Annotated in this window: 18 protein-coding genes and 1 pseudogene; 8 read left to right on the forward strand and 11 right to left on the reverse strand. The window is 55.1% G+C overall.

What is annotated here, in order from left to right:
• Position 1: 1 nt before the first annotated feature.
• On the reverse strand, positions 2 to 1642 hold the full coding sequence (locus tag MIH19_RS20920) for a methyl-accepting chemotaxis protein (RefSeq protein WP_249006701.1): 1641 nt from the start codon (positions 1640 to 1642) through the stop codon (positions 2 to 4).
• A gap of 220 nt (positions 1643 to 1862) precedes the next feature.
• Here MIH19_RS20920 and MIH19_RS20925 point away from each other — a divergent pair, with 220 nt between their 5' ends.
• Positions 1863 to 4364: an acyl-CoA dehydrogenase gene (locus MIH19_RS20925; protein WP_249006702.1), complete on the forward strand. Its 2502-nt coding sequence runs from the start codon at positions 1863 to 1865 to the stop codon at positions 4362 to 4364.
• A gap of 184 nt (positions 4365 to 4548) precedes the next feature.
• Positions 4549 to 5448 (forward strand): DMT family transporter, encoded by a 900-nt coding sequence (locus tag MIH19_RS20930; RefSeq protein WP_249006703.1) that lies wholly within the window; start codon positions 4549 to 4551, stop codon positions 5446 to 5448.
• 56 nt (positions 5449 to 5504) lie between these two features.
• Here MIH19_RS20930 and MIH19_RS20935 read toward each other — a convergent pair whose 3' ends face one another.
• Positions 5505 to 6143: a MarC family protein gene (locus tag MIH19_RS20935; protein ID WP_098420715.1), complete on the reverse strand. Its 639-nt coding sequence runs from the start codon at positions 6141 to 6143 to the stop codon at positions 5505 to 5507.
• Positions 6144 to 6317: 174 nt separating this feature from the next.
• Entirely contained in the window at positions 6318 to 6626 is a 309-nt protein-coding gene (bamE, locus tag MIH19_RS20940; RefSeq protein ID WP_249006704.1) for an outer membrane protein assembly factor BamE, read from the reverse strand.
• Between the two features lie 167 nt (positions 6627 to 6793).
• Between bamE and MIH19_RS20945 the strand changes: the two genes are divergently transcribed.
• Together MIH19_RS20945 and MIH19_RS20950 are read left to right on the forward strand one after the other, a co-directional pair.
• A complete protein-coding gene (locus MIH19_RS20945) occupies positions 6794 to 7207 on the forward strand; it encodes a potassium channel family protein (protein ID WP_249006705.1) in 414 nt (137 codons plus the stop codon).
• Positions 7208 to 7358: 151 nt separating this feature from the next.
• Positions 7359 to 8066: an OmpW family outer membrane protein gene (locus MIH19_RS20950; RefSeq protein ID WP_249006706.1), complete on the forward strand. Its 708-nt coding sequence runs from the start codon at positions 7359 to 7361 to the stop codon at positions 8064 to 8066.
• A gap of 196 nt (positions 8067 to 8262) precedes the next feature.
• Here MIH19_RS20950 and MIH19_RS20955 read toward each other — a convergent pair.
• The 4 genes and pseudogenes from MIH19_RS20955 to rlmE all read right to left on the reverse strand — a co-directional run bounded on the left by MIH19_RS20955 (position 8263) and on the right by rlmE (position 12534).
• A pseudogene (locus MIH19_RS20955) lies at positions 8263 to 9154 on the reverse strand (group II intron maturase-specific domain-containing protein).
• Between the two features lie 437 nt (positions 9155 to 9591).
• On the reverse strand, positions 9592 to 10905 hold the full coding sequence (locus MIH19_RS20960; protein ID WP_249006707.1) for a DEAD/DEAH box helicase: 1314 nt from the start codon (positions 10903 to 10905) through the stop codon (positions 9592 to 9594).
• Positions 10906 to 11409: 504 nt separating this feature from the next.
• The gene (locus MIH19_RS20965; RefSeq protein ID WP_249006708.1) at positions 11410 to 11868 is read right to left on the reverse strand and encodes a DUF302 domain-containing protein; all 459 of its coding nucleotides are present in this window, start codon (positions 11866 to 11868) and stop codon (positions 11410 to 11412) included.
• Positions 11869 to 11913: 45 nt separating this feature from the next.
• On the reverse strand, positions 11914 to 12534 hold the full coding sequence (gene rlmE, locus MIH19_RS20970; RefSeq protein ID WP_249006709.1) for a 23S rRNA (uridine(2552)-2'-O)-methyltransferase RlmE: 621 nt from the start codon (positions 12532 to 12534) through the stop codon (positions 11914 to 11916).
• A 211-nt stretch (positions 12535 to 12745) separates the two neighbouring features.
• On the opposite strand from rlmE, the gene MIH19_RS20975 reads away from it, so the two are divergent.
• Positions 12746 to 13546: an RNA methyltransferase gene (locus tag MIH19_RS20975; protein ID WP_249006710.1), complete on the forward strand. Its 801-nt coding sequence runs from the start codon at positions 12746 to 12748 to the stop codon at positions 13544 to 13546.
• A 28-nt stretch (positions 13547 to 13574) separates the two neighbouring features.
• On the opposite strand, the gene ahpF is transcribed toward MIH19_RS20975, so the two are convergent.
• A complete protein-coding gene (gene ahpF, locus MIH19_RS20980) occupies positions 13575 to 15143 on the reverse strand; it encodes an alkyl hydroperoxide reductase subunit F (protein ID WP_249006711.1) in 1569 nt (522 codons plus the stop codon).
• A gap of 279 nt (positions 15144 to 15422) precedes the next feature.
• On the opposite strand from ahpF, the gene MIH19_RS20985 reads away from it, so the two are divergent.
• Positions 15423 to 16154 (forward strand): DUF3581 domain-containing protein, encoded by a 732-nt coding sequence (locus MIH19_RS20985; protein ID WP_249006712.1) that lies wholly within the window; start codon positions 15423 to 15425, stop codon positions 16152 to 16154.
• Between the two features lie 75 nt (positions 16155 to 16229).
• On the forward strand, positions 16230 to 19082 hold the full coding sequence (locus MIH19_RS20990; RefSeq protein ID WP_249006713.1) for a cation-translocating P-type ATPase: 2853 nt from the start codon (positions 16230 to 16232) through the stop codon (positions 19080 to 19082).
• A 117-nt stretch (positions 19083 to 19199) separates the two neighbouring features.
• On the opposite strand, the gene ahpC is transcribed toward MIH19_RS20990, so the two are convergent.
• The 3 genes from ahpC to MIH19_RS21005 all read right to left on the reverse strand — a co-directional run bounded on the left by ahpC (position 19200) and on the right by MIH19_RS21005 (position 21259).
• Positions 19200 to 19763: an alkyl hydroperoxide reductase subunit C gene (gene ahpC, locus MIH19_RS20995; protein WP_249006714.1), complete on the reverse strand. Its 564-nt coding sequence runs from the start codon at positions 19761 to 19763 to the stop codon at positions 19200 to 19202.
• A gap of 177 nt (positions 19764 to 19940) precedes the next feature.
• A complete protein-coding gene (locus tag MIH19_RS21000; RefSeq protein ID WP_249006715.1) occupies positions 19941 to 20870 on the reverse strand; it encodes a putative RNA methyltransferase in 930 nt (309 codons plus the stop codon).
• A gap of 122 nt (positions 20871 to 20992) precedes the next feature.
• The gene (locus MIH19_RS21005; protein ID WP_249006716.1) at positions 20993 to 21259 is read right to left on the reverse strand and encodes a DksA/TraR family C4-type zinc finger protein; all 267 of its coding nucleotides are present in this window, start codon (positions 21257 to 21259) and stop codon (positions 20993 to 20995) included.
• A 336-nt stretch (positions 21260 to 21595) separates the two neighbouring features.
• Between MIH19_RS21005 and MIH19_RS21010 the strand changes: the two genes are divergently transcribed.
• Positions 21596 to 21802 carry a cold-shock protein gene (locus MIH19_RS21010; protein ID WP_007348184.1) on the forward strand — a complete coding sequence of 69 codons (207 nt, stop codon included), beginning with the start codon at positions 21596 to 21598 and terminating at the stop codon, positions 21800 to 21802.
• The last annotated feature ends 3 nt before the right edge of the window (positions 21803 to 21805 follow it).

The following is a 21805-nucleotide window of genomic DNA, read 5'->3' on the forward strand; positions in this document are numbered from 1 at the left end:
TTCAGCTCGTTTCGGCGCCGCGAAATATATCAACCCGACGATTCAGCTGCTCGGCCAGTACGGCCAAACGCTGGCTGGCCGCTGCGACCTCATCAGAACCGGCTGATGCTTCTACGGTCGCGTCGTGAATGCGGCTAATGTTGCGATTCACTTCTTCCGCCACCGAACTCTGTTCTTCTGCTGCACTGGCAATCTGAGCGTTCATGTCGTTAATAGAACCCATTTCATTGCGAATACTGGCCAGCGCATCCTCAGCGCCGGACATCTTCTGCACGGTGGTGTTCGCCAGTGAACGGCTGGTTTCCATCACGCTGGTAGCCTCGCCGGCGCCGGTTTGCAGATTACCAATCATCTCCTGAATCTCGCGAGTAGATTGCTGGGTACGCGAAGCCAAAGACCGCACTTCATCGGCTACTACGGCAAACCCGCGGCCGTGGGAACCTGCCCGCGCGGCTTCAATGGCGGCGTTCAGTGCCAGCAGGTTGGTCTGATCTGCAATCGCGCTAATCACATCTACAATTTTCTCGATGCTGGCGCTGTCGGCAGACACACGCTGCACGTTAACAGCGGCTTGCTCCAGCGTTTTGGCCAGCTCGCCAATGGCACTGGCGGTATCTGCCACCAGGCGGTTGCCGTTTTCCACTTCGCGATCGGCCTTTTGGGTGGCAGACGCCGCGCTGGCCGCGTAACCGGACACCTCGTTCACCGTAGCCGCCATCTGGTTCACCGCTGCGGCCATTTGTTCGGTTTCGTTAGCCTGTAAACGAATTTGTTCGTTGTTCCCGTTAGAGGTAGACCGCAACGACGCCGAGGCCGACAGCAGTTCGTTGGCACCGGCGCGCACGTCGTGAATAATCTCTGCCAACTGGCCAACGGTCGTGCGCAGCGTGCCCATTACACTGTCCGGGTAGTCGGTGCGAATGTTTGTATTCAGTACGCCATTTGCCAACTCGCGGATGGCGTGGGCCACATCCTCCGGTTCAGCGCCCAGGGTGCGGCGCAGACTGCGAATAATCAGCCAGGCGACCAAGGCACCCAGCAAAATAGCCATCCCTGTTACGGTCAGGCTCAGCATTGAAAAGCCCCCGGCGGTCTGGCGAACCGCGGCAATACCCGCGGCGACTTTGGCTTCTTCGTGGTCGATAAACGCATTCACCCGCGCCAGCCACTCCCTGTAGGCGCCAGACACTTCATCTAACAGGTACTTCTGAGACGCCATCTGATTGTTCATCGTCAACAGGGTTTCGGTTTTCGCCAAAGCCTCGCGCTCTATGCCTTCAATAGCCCTGAGCAGGCTTCGCTCCTGATCGGTCGCACCCTGTTCGGCAAACAATTGCGCCATCGCGGTTGCGTTCTCCCGGTATGCGGCTTTCAGCCGCTCAATATCCCGAATGTGTTGCTGCGCTGCCTGGGGTGATTGTTCCAGAACCACATCGCGAATAGCGATGGCTCGGTCGTGCACACTACCCCGGAAATTAATGGCGTGGCGCTGCTTTACAGATTCGCCGTCACTGATCTCCGTCAAAGTGCGGTCAATAAAGCCCACACGGTTGTATCCGATCAAGCTGATCAGCACCATCAGTGAAAGGATCAGGCCAAAGCCAGCCCCAAGGCGCTTGGCTACCGTTAACTGACGACTCATACATCACCTCTTTTAAATTAAAATAACTATCATACTTAATTGTACAATAGGTTTTTATAATTTTATCCAATTAAATGTCGTTTTTTGTTGCAGTATTTAGCTGATATTACCAATCATTCCAGAGTGCAGAGTGCGACCCGCTCTACAGGGGCCTGCTATAGTGTTTGTTCCGGGCATCATGAGTTGTTCTGGGCATTTTTTGTTGTGACAAGGAGTTGCCATGAGTGTTGTGCTTCTGTTGTTGAGCGCGCTGGTACTGATTTACCTCAGTATTGGCGGAAAGACGGCCAGCATTGTGCTGAGCGTTGCTACGCTGATTGGCTTGGCCCAAGATGACTGGCATCTCGCCAGCTTTGTCCTCGGCGGGCTGGCCCTGGCTTTGGCGTTAATTCTGCTGAACCCCAGTGACCTCCGACTCAATAAGTTCAGCAGGCCATTGCTGAACTGGGTGCGCTCACGCTTGCCACAATTGTCAGATACCGAAGCCGAAGCGCTGAAGTCCGGCTCGGTGGACTGGGACGGCGAGCTGTTTTCCGGCAAGCCACAGTGGTCGAAACTGCTGGGCGCAAAGCCGGCGCACCTGAACAGCGAAGAACAGGCGTTTCTGGATGGCCCGGTAGAGGATCTCTGCGCCATGCTGAACGACTGGGAAATCACCCACGAGCATTACGACCTGCCAGAAAAAGTCTGGGCGTATATACGCGGCAACGGCTTTTTTGGGCTGGTCATACCCAAAAAAGACGGCGGCATGGGGTTTTCTAACACCGCGCACTCCGAAATCGTGATGAAAATTTCCACTCGCAGCGTGTCCACAGCGGTCACCGTGATGGTACCCAACTCTCTTGGGCCCGGTGAGCTGTTGATGCACTATGGTACCGATGCCCAAAAGCAGCATTATTTGCCACGCTTGGCCGGCGGCCAGGAAATCCCCTGTTTTGCTCTGACATCACCGGTGGCAGGCTCAGATGCCGGCGCTATTCCAGACAAAGGCATTGTGTGCAAAGGCCAGTGGAAGGGCGAAGAAGTACTGGGCCTGAAAGTCACCTGGAACAAGCGTTACATTACGCTGGCGCCGGTGGCCACTCTGATTGGGCTGGCCATCAAAGTGTATGACCCAGACGCCCTTTTGGGCGACAACGCCGATATTGGCGTGACCTGTGTGATGGTGCCGCGGGATACCGATGGCGTGCACGCCGGCGCCCGCCACTTGCCCATGAATACGGTGTTCATGAACGGCCCAACCTGGGGCAACGACGTATTTATTCCCATGGACCAGGTGATCGGCGGCCAAGACATGCTGGGCAAAGGCTGGACCATGCTGCTGGAATGCCTGTCTATCGGTCGCTCTATTTCGCTGCCGGCTTTGGGCACAGGCGCCGGCAAAGTTGCCAGCCTGGCCACCGGCTCATACGCGCTTACCCGTGAACAGTTTGGCCGCTCCATCAGCCAGTTTGAAGGCGTGCAAGAAGCGCTGGAACCCATCGCCGGGTACACCTGGATGATGGACGCCGCGCGCTTGCTCACGGCAGGTATGCTGGACCGCGGCGTACGCCCGGCCGTGCCTTCGGCGCTGCTGAAATACCGCAACACCGACCTGATGCGCATTGTGATCAACCACGCCATGGACGTCGTTGCCGGCCGAGGTGTTATTACCGGGCCACGCAACTTCCTGGCCCGCGCCTACCAAGCTATACCCATCGGTATCACCGTAGAAGGCGCCAACATTCTTACCCGCAGCCTAATGGTGTTTGGCCAGGGCGCCATCCGCTGCCATCCGTTTATTGTTGACGAAATCGCGGCGGCTGGCATGGAAGACCAAAATCAGGCCGCCAAAAAGTTCGATGGCGTTTTCTACCGTCACCTGGCACACACCACCCGCAACGGTTTGCGCGCACTGGTGCTGGGCCTGACCGGCGGCTTGGCCGAACCGGTGCCACGCCAAGGCAACCTGAAATCTTACTACCGCCAACTGGCGCGTTTTTCGGCGGCCCTTGCGTTGATGACCGATGTTACGCTGCTTTCCGTAGGCGGCGGCCTAAAGGCTCGCCAACGCCTGTCCGGGCGCATGGCCGACTGTCTGGTACAGCTGTATTACGCCACCGCAGTGATCAAACAATGGCACGAAGAAGGCTATCCGGAAGAACAACGCCACATGGTGGAATGGTGCCTGAAAACCTGCCTGCGCGACTTGCAGGGTTCCATGCGTGAAGCCATCATCAACTTCCCGGTTCCAGCCCTGCGCTGGCCCCTGCGATTGTTGGTATTCCCCTTGGGCGCGACGAGCCTGAATGGCCCCGACGACCGCCTGGGCACTAAAGTGGCCGCCAGCATTGTCGAAGACACGCCACTGCGCCAGCGCATTCACCGCGGCGCCTACATACCCACAGACAGCAGCGACTCCCTGGGCCGGGTGTTGAACGCCTACCGTCTGGCCAACGAAACCACCGACATGCGCGCCCGCCTGCACCAAGCCGTTCGCAACCGCGATGAAGACGACTTGGACGGCATTGCCCTGCTGATGGGCCACGAACGCAAACAACTGGTCGACTGGGCCTGCGCCGAAGGCGTAGTGAACGCCGATGATTGCGAAAAATTGGAAGAGGCACTCACCGCGCTCTACGACGTTATTCGCGTGGATGCGTTTGACAGCGACGGCCTGAAAGAGCTGTCAAAGTGCGCCACTGGCAAACGCAAAGTGGTCGAGCGCCCCGCAGGACACTGATCGCTGAGCCGGCAATCCCACAAAGATTGTCGGCGCTTTTATTTCGATAGCTTAGTTATTAAATAGGTGCTTATATATTAGATAGGCACTTATATATTAGATAGGTATTAAACGGCATTCAGGCTGACCAAAGCCACGGCTATACTGCCCTGCTGCATCCATTCCGCGTTTTCTGAGGTTATTCATGTCTGGCAAAACCGTTGGCAGCGCCATCTTTCTGCTGGTGATCGGCAACGCCATGGCGCTAATTTCCGATGTCCTGATAAAACTGCTGGAGCCGGGCGCACCCATATTTCAATTCGCCTTCCTGCGCTGCGTGCTAACTCTGCTGCTGCTGTTACCGCTGGCCAAAAAAATAGACCGCCGCCAGTTTTTTGCTGGCACCGGCATTCACGCCATCCGCGCCCATGTTCACCTGATTGGCATGCTGTGCATGATCGTCGCTCTGGCCAACCTGCCCCTGGCCACCGCCAACGCCGTATTCTACGCCGCGCCCATACTGGTGATGCTGTTCTCAGTCGTTATCTTCCGCGAACGCCTGACACCCCTAAGCGTGATTGCCGTATTCAGCGGCTTTGCCGGCATTATCCTGATATTAAGACCCATAGACTTCACTTGGGCGGCGTTTGCGGCCCTGGGCTCGGCGTTTTCACTGGCTATCAACGCCGTACTGGTGCGTAAACTGCCAAAGCAACAGAGCACCGTGCACAAACTGGTCCTGAACTACCTGCTGATTATCCCGGCCGCAGGCGCACTGGCCATCTGGGACTGGCAGCAAGGCTCACGCTGGAGCACCGACCTGGTCATCATCGCCGCCGGCTCCTCCCTGTTCATACTGGGTTACAACATCACCGTACTGCTGGCTTACCGCCAGGTAGACGCCAACCAAGTCACCAGCGCCGAATACACCGGCCTGATCTGGGCGGTGGCCATCGGCTGGATATGGTTCAACGAAGTCCCGGATTTATGGTTCCTGGCCGGCAGCCTGATGATCGTAATACCGCTAATCCTGATCGGCCTGACCCAAAGAAAAAAATACCCGGCAAGAGGCTTCAACCCCGCACTGCGGAATTCAAAAAAATAGATGCCCCAAGAACAAAATGGGGACAGATTTGAAATCTGTCCCCGACTTTCGGCTCGTTACCTAGCCACCAACCCAGAAGCCGCAATAAACCCGGACAACCCGGTCAATACGATCTCCGCCGCCATAGCCGACAGAATCAACCCGCTGATCTTCGACATAATATTCAGGCCATTCTTACCCATCGCCTTTTCCAGATAACCCGACAACCGCAACAACACCGCTAGAATCAGCAAACTCGACACCAACCCCAACAGACCCCCGGCCACCGCCGCAACCTCCTTCAGCTCCGCACCGTAAACCAGAATCGCACCAATAGTCGCCGGGCCAATCATCACCGGAATCGCCAGGGGCACCACCGCAATATCGTCGCGATTGTCATCCGGTAAACCCGTGGCGTGGCTGCGAGTACCATTGTTAACCAAGCTGATGGCCGTCAAAAACAGCAGTGTGCCTGCACCAATGCGGAACGAATTTAGAGTAATACCAATAGCACCAAACAACAGCGGACCGGCAAAAAACAGAATCACACCCAACACCAGCGCCGATATGCAGGCACGACGAATAATCGCGGTTTTCTCGTCCGCCGGCAGCCCGCGGGTTAGCGCCAAAAACATGGTCACCACGAAAAACGGCGCTAACAGAAACAAAAAGCGGATAGAGCTGCTGATGTAGGTCGAAAAAAACAATTCAATCATTATCGAAGAATTCCACAGAAGGAGATTTTGGGCGCCAAGCATAGTCTCCTCACCCCGGATTTGCCGTAAGGAAGTGGACCTACTCAGCGTTATAAAGACAGCGTAGAAATGTAAAATTGATTAAAACAAAACGGGCTGCAAATGCAGCCCGTTTATTTATTCACTCTTCGCGATTTACTGCGTGGCGTTGTAATTGTAAGACTTCACCACTCCGTTGCCATCAAACGTGATAATCAGGTCTTCAGTTTTGTCGTCGCCAAACGCAGACCAGCGATACTTGCCGTAAGTCCAGGTGCGCTTACCGTCTTTCATACCGGTACGCCAAGGCTCACCGAACAACGCCTGCACTTCTGAGCGAGTGGTTTCATTGACTGTAATCTGGTCAACATTGTGGGTGGCAAAATCCTGGCCCACAGATGCGCAACCTGCAAACGTCAGAGTAGTGGCCATCAACACAGCTGCTGAGATTTTTTTCACAAACATCGCCTTAACTCCTGTGGAAACTGCTCTGCATTTTTCAATCTGTATCATAGCGCCAATCGGGTGACAGAAAAAACAAACCCAACCATAATACCTGCAAGAACCCATTATAAGCCGGGGTAAGCTCACCCGCTCTGCGGGCCTGTCATTCAGCACGGAGAGATTCACCTTTGCCTGTAGAAGAACCCGGAAGCCTGCTTATCGCCACTGTTGCCTTCAGTGTGCTGGTGCGGCTGAGCAGCATACTAGGGAAAATGGGCAATCATCACCATTTCCGCCTGATTGTGGCCGTGCTGGGTGTTCTGGCCGCTCATGCTCTGGAAGTATGGATTTTTGCCATAGCGTACTTTGCTATGCACCATACCCTCGGCTGGGGGCTTCTGGTTGGTAACTTTAACGGCAGCCTTCTGGACTGCGTTTACTTTTCGTTCAGCACATTTACCACCGTCGGCTACGGTGACATTGAGCCTATAGGCAACCTGCGTTTTCTGACCGGTATTGAGGGCCTGACCGGGCTGGTACTGGTGGGCTGGAGTGCGTCTTTCCTATTTATGGAAATGCAACGTTACTGGCCACGGCGTTAAAACACCCCCGCAATACATTCATTACTTGAGCTGAATCAAAGGCGCCCTGAAATAGCGCTCCTCTTTTTTTAATAATTGCGCTAAATCAAGATTGCCTTTGTAACAACCATTACTCTTACCGCCAATACGAATCGAACCCTGGAGATTTACTATGTCCCATACTTTCAGAATTGGTGTTTTGGCTGCGGCCGTAATGGCGGTTGCACCGGCTGCTCAGGCTTTTGAAGCTGGTGATTTTATTCTGCGCGCTGGTGTTGCTCATGTTGCGCCGGACGGATCTAGTGAACGCATCAATGTAGCTGGCAATCCGGTTCTAACTGCAAACCCCCGGGTTGATGTTGACGACAACACGCAGCTGGGTATTCGTGCCACCTATATGTTCACCAGCAACATCGGTATCGGCTTGCTGGGTGCTACTCCTTTCAAACATAACATCGTAGGCGCTGGAACACTTGGCGCTGCAGGCAAGCTGGGTGAAACCAAGCACCTGCCACCAACGCTGACATTGCAATACTATCCAATGCATAGCTCCTCGGTCTTCCAGCCGTTTGTGGGCTTAGGCGTGAACTACACGACCTTCTTTGAAGAGAAAACTGACCCAACCTTAACATCCGCGCTCGGGGCAGCCTCCACTGACCTAAAGCTGGATGACAGCGTTGGCGTTGCTGTAGAAATAGGCATGGATTATATGCTGAGTGAGAATTTTGGTCTTAACGCAGCTGTATGGTGGGCTGATATCAACACTGACGCCACCATTACCGCTTTTGACGGGGCTGGCAATGTTGCAGCGCGTACCGACAAATTTGAAGTCGAAATCGACCCAATGGTCTACATGGTAGGTTTCACCTACAAGTTCTGATCCCTTGCGGATAGTCTGCTGAGCAGCCGGCCCAGCAGACTCTGAAAGTACTACCTTTTATGGGGCCCTGTTTTCACACGGTCCAGTTTTTCATTTTCAGATTCTGAACAATCGGGATAGGGGGGAGCCATGAGGCTCCGCCCCTCCCACACCACCCGGCATGCGGGTCCGCACCGGGCGGTTCGAGAAGTTGAGGTCATGAGAGTCTTGGCACACCCAGCCGATCGAAATAGGCAACCGTCAACACGTTGTGGATAGCAGACAAGCTATTGTGCCACCAGCGCCGGCTCAGAGCCGCTACCGATTGTGCCACCCAGGGATTTGCGCCCAGGCGCATCAGCTCCCGATAGATCGTCTTACCTCGTCGCCACTGCTTAAGCTGCATAGCCCTCAAGCGCCGACGTATCCATCCATCCATCCAGCGAGCGCCAGATGCGTGGAGTTTGCGACAGCTTGAAGTAACCTTTCCAGCCCAGCAGATAGCGTCGAAGCTTCTCCACCACTTGTTCCATGCTGCGCCCTCCCGAACGTCGAGTCAGTTGCCGGATCCGCAGCTTGAACGCTTGCAATGCCTTCGCTGAGACCGCACGGCGGACTTCGCCGTTCGGACCCTGCCATAAAGCATAGCCAAGGAACTTGCGCCCAAACACGCTCGTCACTGCACTCTTGGATTCGTTAATCTTCAAATGCAGTGTGTCGTAGCAGCGCCTCAGCAGCCGCATCAGACCGGGGTCGTTCACGCGTTTCCTCAGGCGGTCGATCAGAATGTCGTGATTGACGCGGTCAAAGAACTTGGACAAATCCACATCAACCACAATGTGGCGGCCTTGCTGGACGTATCGCTGGGCGGACAGAACGGCATCGTGGGCACGGCGGCCCGGGCGAAAGCCGTGACTGTGTTCGCTGAAGCTAGGATCAATCTTCTCTCTCGCGAACGCCTGCTCTAGCAGGCTTCGCCCTGCGCCCTTCGGATCTCGACGCGGGAGTTCTGTTTCATCGCTGGACACGCACGGCAAGGCTTCACCTTCCCGGTGCGTGACCCGCCCCGCGGATGCGGGCATCTGATGCCTGGCAGACCTCATCGTCAAGTCGTTTGACGCTCCTTCTCGTTCGGCCCTTCGCTCCGTGGTGGAGCTACTATGGCCGCTGCTGACTTCTCGCTCCGTGTTTCCACGTCGCCCTTTCAGGCATGAGGCGAGATCTCCCCGGGTAAGAACACACTCCTTCACCGCACAACCGCCGGATTTACACCACCTTGCCTTGACCACAAGAGCTTCGCGGCTTCTTGCCCGCTCGCCCTGCTTAGCAGCGCCTCATATCCGATTCTTGTTCATCGGCTCGCGGTTTACGCTCCACGCTTCCTCCCCACGGTCGGTCACCCTTCCTCAGTTGCGCTTCACTTCGTTCGCTGTGGCCAGCTTACGGGAGGACTTGCACCTCCAGGAGTGCGCCCGTGCCGGGCGCACAAAAAAAGCGGAGCCGAAGCTCCGCATTTTTTAACCTGCTACCTCAAGCCCGCATGGCTTCAGGCGTCCTGGTTTTGACGCTGGCCTGAACGTCCACGTTGGCCGCCATTGCCATTCTGGCTGCGGCCTGCGCTGCGTCCGCCGGGCTTATCACTGGGCCGGCCATTGCCGCCACCATTTCCACCGCTGCGATTACGAGCTTTGCTCGGATCGGCCTTGGCTTTTGGCTTCAGTGCCACGTTGTTTTTAGGCTCAAAGCCTTCCACTTCCTTACGCGGCAGCTGTTTTTTGATCAGCTTTTCAATACCGACCAACATGCTGAGCTCGTCAGCACTCACCAAAGAGAGCGCGTGGCCACTTTCACCCGCGCGACCGGTACGGCCAATGCGGTGAACGTAATCTTCCGGCACGTTAGGCAGTTCAAAATTCACCACTTGGGGCAACTGCTTAATATCCAAACCGCGAGCAGCGATGTCGGTCGCTACCAGCACACGGATATCACCCTGTTTGAACTCGGCCAAAGCACGGGTACGGGCACCCTGGGACTTATTGCCGTGAATCGCAGCAGCGGTAATACCGTCTTTGCCCAGCTTCTCGGTCAGGCGGTTGGCGCCGTGCTTGGTGCGGGTAAATACCAGTACTTGTTCCCAGCTGTTGTCGCGCACCAGTTTGCTCAACAGCGCCGTTTTCTGGCTCTGATCCACCGGATACACCGACTGCACAACACTTTCGACGGTTGAGTTGCGCACTGCAACGTCAATCTGCACCGGGTCGTTCAGCAGGCCCTTAGCCAGGGTGCGAATTTCGTTGGAGAAGGTTGCAGAAAACAGCAGGCTCTGGCGCTTCGCAGGCAGCATGGCCATAATCTTGCGGATATCGCGAATAAAGCCCATATCCAGCATGCGGTCGGCTTCGTCCAGCACCAAAAATTCTACTTCGTTAAAACGCACGGCGTTCTGCTGATACAAGTCCATCAGGCGGCCGGGTGTGGCAACCAGTACGTCCAGCCCTTTGCGCAGTTTCATCATCTGCGGGTTAATTTTTACGCCACCAAATACGACAGCCGCGCGGGTAGGCACGTAGCGGCTGTAAAGGTTCACGCTGTCGTGAACTTGGGCGGCAAGTTCGCGGGTAGGCGTCAGAATCAGCACGCGCGGGCCTTTGCCGGTGCGCGGGTTCTGCTCCAGCATCTGCAATATCGGCAAGACAAAACCGGCGGTTTTACCGGTGCCGGTTTGCGCGGCGGCCATCACGTCTTTACCAGCCAATACCGCTGGAATGGCTTTTAACTGAATGGGTGACGGGGTTTCGTAACCCTGGTCCAAAGTGGCACGGACTAACTGCTCAGACAAACCGAGTGAAGAAAAACTCATAATAGATTAACTCTTGATTGTTCTGCCTCCACGAACACCGTTGTTGGCGAATGCGGGCAGATGCCATGAAGATTCATGGAATAAAAAACGACTACGGTCACACGCCGTTAACGGGGTGACGTCCTCTGACAGGTCGTATGGATGGTTCGCATGTGGGCTTTACGCCTGAAACTGCGGGATCCCTAGAGGCAGGATGGCGCGAACAATAACAGAGTGATATGGGATACGCCATAGGTGATTGCCATGAAATCGGAGCGCCAGGCACATGCGTCAAGATGACACAAGGCCTTAACGGGTAAGCGATCTACGCCAAAACGAGCGTCAAACCGGCTGTGCCGGGAAGCAATGCCAAAATGGCGGCAATCAACGTAAGGCAAGCAAGGGTAGAACGTATCAGCAGCAAGGGAGTGCGTCTCTGAATGGCAGGAGCGACTATATTAGAGACTCGGAACCCTGCCAGGTATCAGCCATTATGAGCTTTCCCGTGTTTTGCTCCGGGCTTTATCAGTCCGCAGTGGCAGCTCGGGCAAAATTCTTCAGCGCGGCCCCCACTTTCGCTAACACCGGATCACAACCTTCGATAGCGTGGCGGGTTTTCAAATATTGCGGATCGTTATAGCCAAGCCAGACCTGGCCATTTTCGTCCTCCCAGATCAGCGCTTTCTGGGGCAAATCCACGGCGACAGTTTGCGAGCATTGCATCAATGGCGTGCCCACTTTCGGGTTACCAAAAATCACCAGCTCGGTAGGCCGCAATTCCATATTCGCCGATTCAGCCCCGGCAGCGTGATTAATCCGGTTCATGATTTTCATGCCGTTCTCACTCAAAACCGCTTCAAGTTTATCGGCTGTTGCCGCTACGCTGTGGTTACTTTTAACCTTAATCAGTCCATCTGCGGCCAAAGTCAGGCCCGAGCACATCAACAAAACGAGGGGTAGCGCAATCATTCTTAAGGCTTTCATATAATTCCTTAGTTACACGTGACAACAGCTCTTTTAGATAAGCGATCAGCCGCGAAAGCCCTTACCCACCAGATAGACCTCTCGCGAGCGGGCACGGGAAGAATCCGGTTTGCGCACCACCACCTTGTCGAACTGTTCGCGCACCGCTTTCACGTAGCCGTCATAACCTCCGCCATGAAACACCTTGGCGACAAAGCTGCCTTTGGGTTTTAGCACCTGGCTGGCCATATCCAGCGCCAGCTCAATCAGGTACATAGACGCCGCCTGGTCCGCCGCGTTTACGCCGCTGATGTTGGGCGCCATATCTGAAATAACCACGTCGACTTTTGCATCACCCAGTACCGCCATGATTTCTTCGAAAACGGCGTTCTCGGTAAAATCGCCCTGAATAAATTCGACACCGGCAACAGCGTCCATGGGCAAAATGTCCGAGGCTATTACCCGACCTTTGTGCCCCACCACGTCGGTGGCCACTTGCGACCAACCTCCGGGCGCAGAACCCAGGTCCATCACCGTCATGGTGGGCTGAATCAGCTTGTCTTTGGCGTTAATTTCAAGAAGTTTGTAACTGGCACGGGAGCGGTAACCATCGATTTGCGCTTTTTTTACGAAGGGATCGTTAACATGCTCTTCTAGCCAGCGGCTACTGCTTTTTGATCGGGCCATGGTGTCTCTTTGTTAACCGAGCGATAGCGGCTCTTTATTAGTAGGGTTATTAGTCAGATTACTCATTGCGTCATTGTACGCCGGGGGCCAGAACGCCGCAAAAGCGCCCCGCGCGTCGGCACCAACGCACTGACACAAAACCGGCAGCCACGTACAATAGCCCCAGTTATTAGCTGCCCCTGAGCTCTGCACATACTACCGGGACATAACCGTGAAGCTGGACGACATCAAAAAACTGCAACAAAAAAAATACCGCGAGGCTTTCGGACACTATCTGGTAGAGGGTGAGCATCTGGTGCTGGAGTTGCAAAAAGCCGCAAGCACCCAGCCAGCCTTAACGTCTTCAGAACTTTACGTGACGGCGTCTTATGAGCACTGGCAAGGCCCGTTCACTACTCATGTGATCAGCGAGCGCCAGATGGCGCGGCTGGCCAATACCCAAACACCTCAGGGTATTTTGGCGGTTGTACCAACAAGAGTACCAACAAAAGTGCCATTAATAGCGCCTGAAGTGGCACCAATAATTACGCCCATGGGCCAGGCAAAAGAGCAGCCAGCCACCGACCCACAGCACAGTCCTGAAAAAGCCATTTATCTGCACGAAGTACAGGATCCAGGCAATTTGGGCACCATTTTACGCACACTGGCCTGGTTCGGCGGTTTTCGCTGCCTGCTCAGCCCCGGCAGCGTTGACCCTTACAACCCAAAAGTGGTGCGAGCCAGCATGGGCGCAATATTTCATGTGCCGCTGGAAACCGATGTTGAGCTAGCCAGCCTGAGCCAGCGATTTCACCGGCTGGCTTGCCTCGACTTGAATGGCCGCGCCTTAACCGAGCGCAGCTTTGCCGATCACGACTGCTATTTGTTTGGCAACGAAGCCCGCGGCATTCCGACTCAGGCCCTCGATGAACTGAACGCCACTGCCTACACCATAAATGGCAAAGGCCAGATTGAATCTCTCAATCTGGCCTCGGCGGTCAACATTTGCAGCTGGGAACTGATGCGCAGCTGATTATTTAACAGCAATTGCTTTTCGACACCTATTCGTCAACAGAGTTACGAATCAGGAAGTCAAAGGCGCTAAGGGCCGCTTTGGAACCTTCGCCCATGGAAACCACGATTTGCTTGTAAGGCACGGTGGTGGCATCACCGGCGGCAAATACGCCAGGAATGCTGGTTTCGTTGCGCTCGTTGATGATTACTTCGCCGTGCTTGCTGAGCTCGATATCGCCTTTCAGCCACTCGGTGTTGGGTATCAAGCCGATTTGTATAAACACGCCCTCCAGCTCTACATGAACATTTTCACCGCTGTGACGATCGGTGTAATCCAGGCCATTCACCTTACCGTTGACACCGGTCACTTCGGTGGTCTGGGCCGATACCGCAATATCCACGTTCTTCAAACTGCGCAGCTTGCGCTGCAGCACTTCATCAGCGCGCAATTCGGCTCCAAATTCCAGCAAGGTTACGTGACCAACAATACCGGCCAGGTCGATGGCGGCTTCGACACCCGAGTTACCACCGCCAACCACCGCTACGCGCTTACCTTTGAACAACGGGCCGTCGCAGTGTGGGCAGTAAGCTACGCCCTTATTGCGGTACTTGTCTTCACCGGGAACACCCAGCTGGCGCCAGCGGGCACCGGTCGACAGGACCACTGTGCGGGCTTTCAGCGAGGCACCGTTGGCCATACGGATTTCATGGGGCATGCCCGGCTTTGTCGCCGGAATCAGCTTTTCGGCCAGCTGCATGTTCATGATATCCACACCATACTCTATTACGTTCTGCTCCATCGCGGCCACTAACTTGGGGCCTTCGGTGTAAGGCACAGAAATCAGGTTTTCAATGCCCATAGTGTCAGCAACCTGACCACCAAAGCGTTCGGCGGCAATACCCGTGGCAATGCCTTTACGGGCTGCGTAAACAGCCGCTGCGGAGCCGGCCGGGCCACCGCCAATGACCAACACTTCAAAAATGCCCTTCTGGCGAAGTTTATCGGCTTCACGGGCGTCGGTGTTGGTGTCCAGCTTGGCTACAATTTCTTCCAGCTTCATACGGCCCTGGCCAAACAGCTGGCCGTTCAGGTACACGCTAGGCACTGCCATGATTTCCCGCTCTTCCACTTCAGCCTGGAACAAGGCGCCGTCAATGGCGGTGTGCTTCACACTTGGGTTGAGCACACTCATCAGGTTAAGTGCCTGCACCACATCCGGGCAGTTCTGGCACGACAGCGAGAAATAGGTTTCAAATTCAAAATTTCCGTCCAATTCCTGAACCTGCTGAATCAGCTCTGGAGTTGCCTTGGAGGGATGCCCACCCACTTGCAGCAGTGCCAATACCAGGGACGTAAACTCATGGCCCATAGGAATACCGGCAAAGCGTACACCTACGTTGGTGCCCACACGGTTGATAGCAAATGACGGGCGACGCACGTCTGAACCACCATCTTCACGTAGGGTAATCATGTCAGACAACCCGTCGATTTCCTGTAGCAGCTCAAACAACTCGTTGGCTTTTGCGCTGTCGTCCAGCGCGGCAACCAGCTCGATGGGCTGCTTCACGTTGTCCAGGTAACCTTTTAATTGGCCTTTCAAATTGGCATCTAACATTTTGTCGTCCTTTATAAGGAATAAAGCCGGTGAACCGGCTCGATTTTAGCCGGTTGTTCTGAGTTGATGCGGATAAGATACGGCGCCTGATAAACAAGCTCAAATCAATTGATTCAAAAACTGCGATAGAAATTTACTATTAATGAGCGCCGGCCATTTCGCACCTCATTGACAGAGTTTCTGCAGTATTTTTACATTAAGCCAGATGGTGCATTTTGATATGGGTGCAGCTGGACTATCATGGGCCACTGAATCTGGCCACTCGAAATAAGGTACTCCATGTTTCTAGAACGTTTTCACTGTGAAAAGGATGGCCGCGTATACATCAGCGCCGCCCAGGCCAGTCTGTTTGCCAAGGAAGTGGCCGGGGACTTTAACCCGATTCACGATCCGGACGCCCGCCGCTTCTGCGTGCCGGGGGACTTACTGTTCGCCGTTGTACTTTGGCGTTTTGGCTTGTCAACGAACATGACCTTCCACTTTCGCGCCCTGCTGGGTAAAGACGTGCCGCTGGAATTTCGCGAAAGCACCGACGGCACCATTCACGTGTGTGATACAGCTGGCAAGGTGTATTTGGAAGTAGCCCGCAGCGGCGATATCACTACCGACAAAGTGTTTATCGAGGAATTCACCTTGGGCTACGTGGCAGCGTCGGGCAAAAACTTCCCGCACACCATGAAGCCTTTGATGGAATCCAACGGCGTAATGTTCAACCCGGACCGGCCAATGGTGATGTACGACAGCATGACTGTCACATTAGACAGCCTGCATGCAGTGTCACCGGAGCTGGAGCTGCATAACGCCACTCTGGAAGCCAATGGCAAGCGTGGCCAGGTCACTCTGGAGTATCGTTTGATGTCTGGCGACCATGCGCTGGGCACCGTATCCAAGCGTTTAGTGTTGGGCGGTTTGCGGCCTTATTGCCCGGATGCAATGGCCGATGTGGTAGCGCAGTTCTATCGCTTGAAGGCCCGCGGTGTCAGTTATGGCACAGACATCGCCAGCACCTGACGCAGATCGTTTCTCTGGCCAGATTTCTGGTTACACTGATCCTTATGAACTTCACCATCATAGGGACTCGTAAGCATGGGCAGCGAACGCGTATTAAAGAAGTCCCAAGCCGCTTATCAATTATCTCCTGACGCCATCGTTTCCGCCCTGGAAACCAGCGCACAGCAAGGCCTGAGCGGCGAAAAAGCAAAGGCGCGCCTGGGGCGCAACGGCGCGAACGAACTGACCGCAGCCCGGCCTGTGCCCGGCTGGCGCAAGGTACTCGCCCAGTTTACTGACACTCTGGTCATCCTTTTATTACTGGCTGCGGCGATTTCCCTCGGCTTGTGGCTATTCGAGCGTGATTCCGCCCTGCCCTATGAGGCTATTGCGATCCTGGCCATTGTGCTGTTCAACGCAGCCATGGGTTATGTGCAGCAGGCGCGGGCAGAACACGCCGTGGCGGAGTTACAACGAATGTCCGCCGCTCGGGCTCGGGTGATTCGAAACGGTGAACAGCAGAGCATTGCCGCAGCTGAGTTGGTCACCGGCGATATTGTTCTGGTAGAAGAAGGCGATACGATTCCCGCAGACGGCCGCCTGATTCAGTCGGTTGCTCTGCAAACCTCCGAAGCCTCATTGACCGGCGAAAGCCTTCCTGCATCTAAAGACCCAGAAACCATCGTTGGCGATGCCCCTATCGGTGATCGCCAAAATATGATTTTTAGTGGCACCACCGTCACCTACGGCCGCGGCACCGCGGTTATTACCGCCACCGGCATGAACTCCCAAATGGGGCAGATTGCCGGCATGCTGGAGCAGGCGCCCGCTGAGACAACGCCGTTGCAACAAGATCTTGCCAAGGTTGGCAGAATGCTGGGGCTGGTGGTGATTGTCATTGCGGTGGTGATGATTTTCACCATCATTCTGGTAGAGCACGTCAGCGGCTTTTCGGCCATTTTCGACGTGCTGATTCTTGGCGTAGCACTGGCCGTGGCGGCGGTACCCGAGGGCTTGCCGGCCATCGTAACCGCCGTGCTTGCTTTGGGCGTTCAGCGCATGGCAGGGCGCCATGCGATTGTTCGCCATCTGGCAGCGGTGGAAACCCTGGGCGCCGCCAGCGTGATCGCTTCAGACAAAACAGGCACCCTCACCCGCAACGAAATGACTGTCCGCGCCATTGTGACCGCCAGTGGCCGGGTAACTCTAAGCGGCACCGGGTACGAGCCGAACGGCGAGATTACCGTGCATTCCACAGCGACCGACAGCGGCGAAAACACGATCAGTGAACCCCTGCGGCTAGAGCTGGAGCGAGCCCTGACGGTTGGTGATCGCGCCGCCAATGCGGTTTTGCGCGAAGAAGACGGTCGGTGGACCATTCAGGGCGACCCTACCGAAGGGGCACTACTGGTTGCTGCTCGAAAAGTCGGGCTGACGGAAGATCTTCTAGACACCCGTTATCAGCGGGTTGGCGAAATTCCGTTCTCCTCCGAACGCAAAATGATGTCAACACTGCACACCGACAGCCAGCAGCGAGAGTCAATTCAGGTATTTACCAAGGGTGCCCCCGATGTTCTGTTAGGCCGCTGCAACCGCGAACGGGTGGGGAGCAATGTTCGACCGTTAACGCCAGAGCGCCGTACCGACATCCTGCTGGCCAACGAAAACCTGGCGGCGGAAGCCCTGCGCACACTGGGTGTGGCGGCCCGTTTCATACCCGCAGCCGACTTCGAGCCAGACCGGGTAGATGAAGATCTTGAGCAGGATCTGGTGTTTGTAGGCCTGATCGGCATGATCGACCCGCCGCGGGAAGAAGCCAAAGAAGCCGTGGCCCAGGCACGACAAGCGGGTATCCGCCCGGTGATGATCACCGGCGACCACCCGGTTACCGCCGCTGTTATTGGTAAAGAGTTAGGCATTTGCACCAATGACCGGGCGCTCACGGGCGCGGAAATTGACGAGATGTCGGACGACGCACTGCACCGGGCCGTGCAAGAGATCTCGGTTTACGCTCGGGTTAATCCTGAACACAAACTGCGTATCGTCAAGGCGTTGCAGAAAGGTAAACACATAGTTGCGATGACCGGCGACGGTGTGAATGATGCACCGGCCCTGAAAGCCGCGGATATTGGTGTGGCCATGGGCATTACCGGCACCGACGTGTCGCGCCAGGCAGCGGATATCATTCTTGCAGACGACAACTTTGCCAGTATTGTTGCTGCGGTGGAGGAAGGCCGCGCTATTTTCGCCAACATCCGCAAATTTTTGCGTTATTTGCTGTCGTCCAACATCGGCGAAGTACTAACCATGTTTTTCGGCGTATTGCTGGCGGATGTGATTGGCCTGACCGCCGAGGGTGCCGGCCTGGCTCTGCCGTTGCTGGCCACCCAGATTCTGTGGATCAACATGGTCAGCGATGGCGCACCGGCCTTGGCGTTGGGGCTGGATCCGGGTGATGAAGCCGCCATGAGCAAGCCGCCAAGACCCCGTGAAGAAGGTGTGATTACACGGGGCATGTGGGCCGGGATTGTTTTTGTTGGTCTGATCACCGCAACCGGTACTCTGTTTGTGCTGGATGCATCGCTTCCCGGTGGTCTGGTGGCCGGCACGGGCAGCCTTGCCTATGGCCAAACCATGGCCTTTACCACCCTGGTGCTGTTCTCACTGTTTACCGTGTTTATTTCAAGGTCTGATGAACAAAGTGCCTTTCGCGGGCTGTTCTCTAATCTCTGGCTGTGGGCGGCGGTGGCCTTGTCATTATTGCTGCAACTGGCGGTTGTGTACGTGCCGTTTCTGCAAAAACCCTTCTCTACGGTCAACCTTAGCCTTGAGGACTGGCTGTTCTGTACCGCCGTGGCCAGCTCTGTGCTGTGGCTACGAGAGCTGAGCAAGCTGTTTGTCCGCCTGCGGAACAAAGCACCTGACCCAGCCACTGCACGCAGTTTATGATCCGCTTTGCCCTGAACGCAAAAAACCCCGGAAATCCGGGGTTTTCTGAAAGTAACAAGCCCGTGACACGAGCCCGTACCGTTTGGCTCCCTATTAAAGGAGCCTTAGAAAGGAGCCTTAGATCTTACCAACCAAATCCAGTGAAGGAGACAATGTCGCTTCGCCTTCCTGCCATTTGGCGGGGCAAACTTCGCCCGGGTGCTTGCGCACGTACTGAGCAGCCTTCACCCGACGCATCAGCTCAGACGCATCACGACCAACGCCTTCCGCAGTAATCTCGACGGCTTGGATTACGCCATCCGGATCGATCAGGAAAGTAGCACGGTCTGCCAGGCCTTGGCCTTCGCGCATCACACCAAAATTATTGGTGATGTTGCCGGCTTGGTCGCCAACCATGTAGTACTGAATCTTGTTGATGGTTTCAGAGCTGTCGTGCCAGGCTTTGTGAGTGAAGTGGGTGTCTGTGGATACAGAAAACACTTCAACGCCCATCTTTTGCAGTTCTTCATACTTGTCAGCTACGTCGCCCAGCTCGGTGGGACATACGAAAGTGAAGTCAGCCGGATAAAAGAAGAACACAGACCACTTGCCTTTTACGTCTGCTTCGGAAATCTCAACAAACTCGCCCCGTTTGAAAGCGGTTGCTTTAAACGGTTTAATTTCAGAATTAATGATACCCATAAAATATTGCCCTTTGCTTGCCAGATGATTAATGGATGGGCACCACTATAATGATGCTGCGCGCTTAACAAAAATTGATAATACCCAAACAAGAGATAGCTTGAAGCTATTGTTTACACTCCCGCCACCTCTGATAAGCAGCAACGGGTAGTCCGGGTATGTGGATGCTAACCCACACTATTTCAAGGCAGCGCTTGGAGCGCTGGCGCCGTTAACCGGCGTGGTTTCCAGCACCGTCAGCCGTACGTCCACCGTTACCTGCAATTTGCCAAGCGCAGCGGCGCGGGCCAGCCCCTCGGCTTTGGCGCGATAAAAGTGCGGGGTCATCGCCAACAGGTCCGCAATGGCGCCTTCGCCGACCAATGCAAGGCTGAAATTAATCGTCTGCCGCCCTATTGTCTGAAAGCCCGGAGGTGCTTCACTGGCGTTGGGTTTGTCAACCTCGGGCTTGAGTACCGGGTAAATGACTTTTCGCAATTCGCGCAAATGAGCCGGCCCCGCGTCGACAACTATTACCCGGCCGCCAGGGCGCAACACCCGCCGGAACTCCGGATACACCGGAAACCCGAACAGGCTCAAAATGCAGCCCAAAGACCCGTCAGCCAGCGGTATATTGGCGTTGCTGGCGACCAGCCATCGCGTTGTTTTTGACTGTTTTGCCGCAGCCAGCACCGCCGGTTTTGAAATATCCAGGCCTACCAGCGACAGCGGCTGTTCGTGTTTCTGGCCCGACGAGCAAGCATCAAGCTGGCGCAAATAATAGCCGTCGCCGCAACCCGCATCCAAACAGGCGAAAGGTTCTTCTATGCCTGGCTGAGTTTCAATGCCCTCGCCCTGCGTCTTAACTGCTTCCGCGACCGCTTGCACAACCGCTGCCGCTATCGGCTGATAGTGCCCTGCGTTTAAAAAACGCTGGCGCGCGGCCACCATTTCTTTGCTGTCGCCAGGCGCCAGTGACCGCTTGTTCTGCACCGGCAACAAGTGCACATAGCCCTGGCGGGCGTTATCGAAACTGTGCCCGTTGGCGCAGTGCCAACTGTTTTGCTGCATCAGCAGGGATTGTCCGTCTAACGGGCAAATAAGGTGGTTGAATGGCGTTATGGTCATAATAGGAGGGTATCGCTGGCAAATGTGCGGGGAGCGCCTTGGTCACGGCGTTGCTGGGCGCTATCTTAGCGCTAAGATAGCATTCTCATAGCACCTTTATTGAACAGCCTCATACCCGGGGGTTAGCGCAGCTGGCTGTCTTTACTGGCGCGTCTGTTAACGCCCCCACTTTTGCCCTGCTGCTTTTCCAGCTCGGCCTGGCACTGTATGCACAGGCGCACACCCGGCACCGCGACCCGCCGGGCTTCAGGTATTTCCCGGTCGCATTCTTCACAATGGGTCAGGCTATCGCCCTTACCCAGGCTGCTTCTGGCTTTATTAACCGCATCTTCAACGCTGGCGTCGATCTGATCTTGCACGGCGCCATCCCGTGCCCATCCTCCGGCCATAATCCCTGCTCCTTTGGCAGCTACGTTATTTCAACTATAGCTTGGTTATTGCTCTATTGATGTGCTGCCGCGGTTTCACTATTTCAACACGTGGCTTATCCGTTGCTGTACCTACAGGTTACAAAAAATCACACAAAGGCTTTGCAATGACTTCGTTTGCGTGTAGAGTGCCTTCCGTCGGAAAGATTTAGCAAAGCACTTCATCAATAGAACGTACTAAGTAACGCATCGTCCTGTTTTTGATCACGCCTCATTTTTTGTTTCCCGCATACCGCTGATCCGTCGTCATTATGGATGACTGACAGCACATTACTTTAAGAATTCAGGATTATTATTATGTCTACAGTTACCGGTACCGTTAAGTTCTTCAATGAAGCAAAAGGTTTTGGCTTTATCACTCGCGAAGGCGGCCCCGACGTATTTGTTCACTACAGCTCTATTCAAGGTGGCGGATTCAAGACCCTGGCCGAAGGCCAACAGGTTGAGTTCACTGTTACTCAGGGCCAGAAAGGTCCTCAGGCAGAGAACGTTGTAGCTGTCTAAGCT

Origin of the sequence: Marinobacter sp. M1C (assembly GCF_023314135.1) — a bacterium.
Lineage (GTDB): Bacteria > Pseudomonadota > Gammaproteobacteria > Pseudomonadales > Oleiphilaceae > Marinobacter.

What these genes read in the sequence shown, in the direction of transcription:
- MIH19_RS20920 (WP_249006701.1), bottom strand. Translation starts at nt 1,642, where the DNA reads ATGAGTCGTCAGTTAACGGTAGCCAAGCGCCTTGGGGCTGGCTTTGGC.
- MIH19_RS20960 (WP_249006707.1), bottom strand. Translation starts at nt 10,905, where the DNA reads ATGAGTTTTTCTTCACTCGGTTTGTCTGAGCAGTTAGTCCGTGCCACT.
- rlmE (WP_249006709.1), bottom strand. Translation starts at nt 12,534, where the DNA reads ATGGCCCGATCAAAAAGCAGTAGCCGCTGGCTAGAAGAGCATGTTAAC.
- MIH19_RS20985 (WP_249006712.1), top strand. Translation starts at nt 15,423, where the DNA reads ATGTTTCTAGAACGTTTTCACTGTGAAAAGGATGGCCGCGTATACATC.
- bamE (WP_249006704.1), bottom strand. Translation starts at nt 6,626, where the DNA reads ATGTTTGTGAAAAAAATCTCAGCAGCTGTGTTGATGGCCACTACTCTG.
- MIH19_RS21000 (WP_249006715.1), bottom strand. Translation starts at nt 20,870, where the DNA reads ATGACCATAACGCCATTCAACCACCTTATTTGCCCGTTAGACGGACAA.
- MIH19_RS20935 (WP_098420715.1), bottom strand. Translation starts at nt 6,143, where the DNA reads ATGATTGAATTGTTTTTTTCGACCTACATCAGCAGCTCTATCCGCTTT.
- MIH19_RS21010 (WP_007348184.1), top strand. Translation starts at nt 21,596, where the DNA reads ATGTCTACAGTTACCGGTACCGTTAAGTTCTTCAATGAAGCAAAAGGT.
- MIH19_RS20925 (WP_249006702.1), top strand. Translation starts at nt 1,863, where the DNA reads ATGAGTGTTGTGCTTCTGTTGTTGAGCGCGCTGGTACTGATTTACCTC.
- MIH19_RS20965 (WP_249006708.1), bottom strand. Translation starts at nt 11,868, where the DNA reads ATGAAAGCCTTAAGAATGATTGCGCTACCCCTCGTTTTGTTGATGTGC.
- MIH19_RS21005 (WP_249006716.1), bottom strand. Translation starts at nt 21,259, where the DNA reads ATGGCCGGAGGATGGGCACGGGATGGCGCCGTGCAAGATCAGATCGAC.
- MIH19_RS20990 (WP_249006713.1), top strand. Translation starts at nt 16,230, where the DNA reads ATGGGCAGCGAACGCGTATTAAAGAAGTCCCAAGCCGCTTATCAATTA.
- MIH19_RS20950 (WP_249006706.1), top strand. Translation starts at nt 7,359, where the DNA reads ATGTCCCATACTTTCAGAATTGGTGTTTTGGCTGCGGCCGTAATGGCG.
- ahpF (WP_249006711.1), bottom strand. Translation starts at nt 15,143, where the DNA reads ATGTTAGATGCCAATTTGAAAGGCCAATTAAAAGGTTACCTGGACAAC.
- ahpC (WP_249006714.1), bottom strand. Translation starts at nt 19,763, where the DNA reads ATGGGTATCATTAATTCTGAAATTAAACCGTTTAAAGCAACCGCTTTC.
- MIH19_RS20930 (WP_249006703.1), top strand. Translation starts at nt 4,549, where the DNA reads ATGTCTGGCAAAACCGTTGGCAGCGCCATCTTTCTGCTGGTGATCGGC.